Source organism: Pseudomonas sp. EL_65y_Pfl1_R83, from assembly GCF_963970695.1.
Classification (GTDB): domain Bacteria; phylum Pseudomonadota; class Gammaproteobacteria; order Pseudomonadales; family Pseudomonadaceae; genus Aquipseudomonas; species Aquipseudomonas tritici.
The window spans coordinates 1-3486 of the sequence record NZ_CAXAQI010000033.1 but is presented as its reverse complement, the minus strand read 5'-3'; the positions used below and the strand labels follow the sequence as shown (position 1 = coordinate 3486).

The window sequence follows — 3486 nt, the reverse complement described above, 5'->3', positions numbered from 1 at the left end:
ATGTGATCAACCAGATCAAAATCGAAAACCCGCATTTGTGGGATGCCGAGATGAAGGAAGAAGCGACCCAGATGATCCTGCAAGGGACGCAACTGGAGATCGAATACGCTCGCGACACCATGCCGCGCGGCGTGCTGGGCATGAATGCGGCGATGATGGAGGACTACCTCAAGTTCATCGCTAACCGTCGCCTGTCGCAGATTGGTTTGAAAGAAGAGTATCCAGGCACCACCAACCCGTTCCCGTGGATGAGCGAGATCATGGACTTGAAGAAAGAGAAGAATTTCTTTGAGACTCGTGTGATCGAGTATCAGACTGGCGGCGCGTTGAGCTGGGATTGATTCCTAAGCCAAGCAACATCAAGGAGCCCTGACTTGTTCAGGGCTTTTTTATGTGCGTTGATTCGCCATTGCTTGAAGCACATCGCGCTAACCACCTCGCCGAGAGGGTTCGGATCGTACGAGCAATGCTGTAGCCTTGCATCCCAATTGCCATCAGTGTTGCACCGATAAAGTGATAGGTAGCCTTCATCGACGGGCTCTACGAAAGTCCAAAGATTGGCACGGGAGTAATCTCCCGCTGTAACACCTGACACGCACCTAAAATATTAGATAGGACCGAGGCCACCCCGTGAACCCAGACATGCTCGAAGCCGGCCCCGTAGACGCCAAAGTACTCTCCGTCTTTGACTTCGACGGCACCCTGACCCACCACGACAGTTTCGTGCCCTTCCTAAAGTTTGCCTTCGGCACCGGCGAGTTTTATGGCCGGATGGTAAAACTCGCCGTGCCTGGGCTGCGTTTCTTGTTGCGGCAGATCAGCCGGGATGAGTTGAAGGCGCAGTTGATCCGCACCTTTATGACCGGGGTGGAGAAGGCGTGGGTGCAGCAGAAGGCCGAGGAGTATTGCCAGCGCAATTGGGCGCGGTTGATGCGGCCGTCCGGGGTGCTTTCGGTGGAGCAGGAGTTGGGCTCCGGGGCTGAGGTGACGTTGTGCTCGGCTTCGCCGGCGTTGGTGTTGCAGCCGTTTGCCAATCGGCTCGGGATCAAGTTGATCGGGACTGAGCTTGAGGTGGTCGACGGGGTGCTGACCGGGCGCCTGACCGGCAATAATTGTCGGTGTAAGAACAAGGTGCTGCGCCTTGAGGCAGTGTACGGAGACCTGGGGGATTATCGGCTCAGGGCCTGGGGCGATACACGTGGGGATCGGGAGTTGTTGGCGGCGGCGCAGGATGCGCATTTTCGGCATTTTCATGCGAAGAAGAAAAATCGGGGTCGGTTGAAGCGGTGATGCGGGGCATTGGGGTTGGGGTTGGCGGGGGGATCGAGGTGATCCCATCGCAGCATGGCTGGGGTTCGACAGCACCCACCGTTTGATCGGTGTCAGACTGGGTAACGCACTAGCATGGGGTGCCCGGGGTTGAGTGGCCGCATAGGCCCATCCCGATCACTCGTTAACGCTACCCGATTCTTGTTCTTCAAATGCGGATCGCACCGCTTCCACTACCCGTTCGGCTAAGTGAGCAACTTCCAACTGCGGATACGCTTTTTTCAATTTCGCCGATATCTGCCAGCCATTTTCCTTTAGCGAGCGAATGACGCGGTTTGCGTCCTGATCCGGCACTTCCAGCACTTCTTTGAGCTGCTCCTGAGCGCGCTGAAAAATGACCAATACACGCGCCTCATCAGCCATCTCTGTCAGGACCGTATGCGCCACAAGCTGTGCCGTATACAGGACATGCTCAGTCAAATCGGGATAGCGCCACGCGAATTGCGCATCTTCATAGTCATCAAAGACCAGGTTGCTGCGGGTGCCGTCATCGTAGACGACGAGTTCGCCAAACCGATAAGACGCGGCGTAGCGTTGCATGAATGGTCGCGAAAACACCTCCAGCGTGCGAACGTAACGCGCCCGAAAATCAATCGAACTTGTAATCGTGGCTGATACCGGCAGGATCACGCCATCAGGCACCGCATTATCACGGATCAAGGTATCGTTGATAAGAAAGCGATGGATCCGACCATTGCCGTCCCGCATGGGGTGGATATAAACGAAGGCGAAAGCGATTACAGCTGCCCGGGCCAGGGACTCAGAACCTCGTGTTGCCAGCTCGAATGCTTTCAAGCCATTGAGCAGTTGCGTCAGCACCTCAAATTGCGGCGCAATGTAGTGCACGAGGTCCTCGCGCATAGTCGCCTGCCCCACAAAGACCGGCGAGCGCCGCAAGCCCAGCCCGAAAGCCTCGTCTCCCAAAATACCGGCTTGCAACGTGTGCAGGCTTTCGTTGCTCAACGGATCCTCGATATGGCCACAGTATTTGGCGATCACGTGGGCAAACCGCTGGATCCTGTCGGCTTTGTCTGCCTCTCTCTCTATCAAAAAGCTGGCACGCGACTCCTTGAACGTCAGCCAACTTGCCGTGCGCATCAGGATATCGGCGCCAAAGGTCTGGTTCAGTTCTCGCAGTGCTGCACCCAGATCAAACTGCAGCGCGTCTTGTACAGCTTCGGTACGGCGGATCAGAGGGGAGAACGCTGGCACGCCGGGAAGATTATCGTTGATGCGCCAGCGTCGTATCCTCAGAGGCTCAACGCGGGTCAGGTAATGCTGCGATGAAACAGCATCGACATAGCCGCCATTGGTGACGTCTGGCACATCAAGCTGCCGTCCGGTTACCCATTCGTACAGGAATCCGGTGCGGCGGGCATATTGACCAAAGGGCGTTTGCCGGCACCAGGCTTCAACGGGTTCGGGGCCGGCGGCAGCAAATAAGCGAGCGAAAAATTCAAGATGAATTTCTTCATACTTGAGCCCGAACTCGAAATGCCCCGCAAAGTCGTCCGACGGCTGGTAGCTGATGGGGTACTTGCGTTCGACATGTCCATTGCTCTCGTGGGTCATACGTGTCGTACCAATTACCGATTCGACGCGTAGCGGCTGTGCAAGGGCGATACGGTAGCGGTCAGCGAGTGCCTTGAAGCCTACTTGCATTGTCGAATCCCCTAACGAGAACTAAAAAACGATAACTATCAGGAGATAGTAGGCGAAAACGATAATTTCGTGACCACGAAAACGCTAATGCATACTCAAATTTGCTAATAAATCCACCATTCACGTTGAAAACGATAACGGCTCGTATAGAGGGATACAGGTTGATGGGGTCGACAACGCCCACATTTGATCTCTGTCGCTAGGTGGAAAGGTGCTTGGCAGTAGCGTCAGATAGTGGCATTGAGTTCTACGCCCAGGGCTCTGGCAAAGGCTTTTACCAAAGGGTTTCTCGGCGCGTTGTGGCGCAGGATCAGGTTGAAAGCAGTGGTGAGGTGGACGTGCTTGAACTGCTGGACGACCGATACGGTAACCGCTCGACGCTAGTGACCAGCCAGATGCCAGTGGACAAATGGCACGCGCTGATCGGCGATCCGACCTTGGGCGACGCGATCCTCGACCGGCTGGTGCACAACGCTTATCGGATCGAACTGAAGG

General features: G+C 55.7%; 3 protein-coding genes and 1 pseudogene. 3 read left to right on the top strand and 1 reads right to left on the bottom strand.

Annotated elements, in window-relative coordinates:
• On the top strand, positions 1-341 hold a 341-nt coding region (locus AACY08_RS27355), incomplete at its 5' end, for a ribonucleotide-diphosphate reductase subunit beta (RefSeq protein ID WP_032873688.1).
• A gap of 301 nt (positions 342-642) precedes the next feature.
• The gene (locus AACY08_RS27350) at positions 643-1290 is read left to right on the top strand and encodes an HAD-IB family hydrolase (protein ID WP_339472242.1); all 648 of its coding nucleotides are present in this window, start codon (positions 643-645) and stop codon (positions 1288-1290) included.
• A 156-nt stretch (positions 1291-1446) separates the two neighbouring features.
• Here the strand turns inward: AACY08_RS27350 and AACY08_RS27345 are convergent, their stop codons facing one another.
• On the bottom strand, positions 1447-2991 hold the full coding sequence (locus AACY08_RS27345) for a Fic family protein (protein WP_339472241.1): 1545 nt from the start codon (positions 2989-2991) through the stop codon (positions 1447-1449).
• 335 nt (positions 2992-3326) lie between these two features.
• On the opposite strand from AACY08_RS27345, the pseudogene AACY08_RS27335 reads away from it, so the two are divergent.
• A pseudogene (locus AACY08_RS27335) lies at positions 3327-3486 on the top strand (ATP-binding protein); the annotation flags it as partial.